The sequence below is a fragment of the Muricoprocola aceti genome (genome assembly GCF_025567005.1).
Classification (GTDB): Bacteria; Bacillota; Clostridia; order Lachnospirales; family Lachnospiraceae; genus Marvinbryantia; species Marvinbryantia aceti.
The window spans coordinates 88,829-90,130 of sequence record NZ_JAOQKE010000011.1; the positions used below are offsets into that span (position 1 = coordinate 88,829).

Sequence of the window (1,302 nt, forward strand, 5' to 3'; positions counted from 1 at the left end):
GTAAGCCGAATGGTATTACCAAGGCGGATCGGGAAGCTCGTAAGTCAGAGGATCTTCTGAAGCGAGATTTCAAATCCGATAAGCCACTTGAAAAATGTGTAACTGACATCACCGAAATCAAGGCTAAAGATGGAAAATTATATGTTTCAGCTATCTTTGACTGCTTTGATTCCAGTGTCCTTGGTCTGGCAATGGAAACCAACATGAAAGCAACTTTGTGCGAGCATACCCTGGATAATGCCTATCTGGCATATCCTGATCTGAGAGGGGCTATTGTACACTCTGACAGAGGAACACAATATACCAGTGAAACCTATCGTAAGGTTCTTGCTAAATACGGTATTATTCAAAGCATGAACAGTGCTGGTGGCAGGTGCCACGATAATGCCCGATGCGAAAGCATGTGGGCCAGAATGAAAAGCGAGCTTCTCTATGACCGCTACAATACGGAGACTATGACCACAGAGGAACTGAAGGTTCTCATTTGGAGATATTTCATCAGTTACTGGAATAACAGGAGGATCTGCTCTGCTAACGGTGGGCTTCCTCCGATGATCAAGCGCCAGAGATACTACGAATCTCTGGGACTGGCTGCATAGGCAGTGATATCTTTGAGATAAATGTGTCAACCAATATTGACAATATCAGATTTATAACCGAGCAGTTAAAACCCTTATCACGAAGATAGCAGAAGAGTGGGTAATGATAAATTCCCGTGGATTCCAGGAAAATGCGACTTTCCAAAGAATACAACTCTTCTGCTTCTTTTATTTTAGAAACAGCAGTTGTAAGGGAATTCATACTACTATGTAAGATTTTATAAGGCTTTCCTACTAACTGTTGGTTTGGAAGTGCAATAGACATCCAGGAGAAGTCAGCACCGACATCAATACCAACAGAGATGAATAATTCATCAAGATTAAAAATAACATTGTTTGACATGAGCAAAAGCTCCTTTCTGATAGGAATCCATTTCCAATCTGGCAGGTACACAACCTAGCGCGTTATTCGGGTATGGCCTTCCGGCTCCCAACCAGCTAAAACATAAAACCCTGTCGAATGGACTAATTGACTTTCTTGTAGGTATCTGCTGATGATTCAGCATCCCAAGGAGTTGAACATTCTTTGTCCTATCCTACGAGATAATACCTTATGTTTTAACTGGTGTCTATCAGGAACCGTCAGACATGATAATTATTTAAGATAACATCTGATGAAGGAAGAACACCCTCTTCTGTTATCTGATTTATAGAAACTTGTTAATCAAGTAGTCTTCATTGACTACATCATTATTATACTAGG

The 1,302-nt window shown here is 40.9% G+C and carries 1 protein-coding gene and 1 pseudogene; one reads left to right on the forward strand and one right to left on the reverse strand.

Annotated features, from left to right (window positions below):
• On the forward strand, window positions 1-599 hold a 599-nt coding region (locus tag OCV47_RS09775; RefSeq protein WP_262654897.1), incomplete at its 5' end, for an IS3 family transposase.
• Window positions 600-636: 37 nt separating this feature from the next.
• On the opposite strand, the pseudogene OCV47_RS15785 reads toward OCV47_RS09775, so the two are convergent.
• Window positions 637-942, reverse strand: a pseudogene (locus OCV47_RS15785) (IS110 family transposase); the annotation flags it as partial.
• Window positions 943-1,302 lie beyond the last annotated feature (360 nt).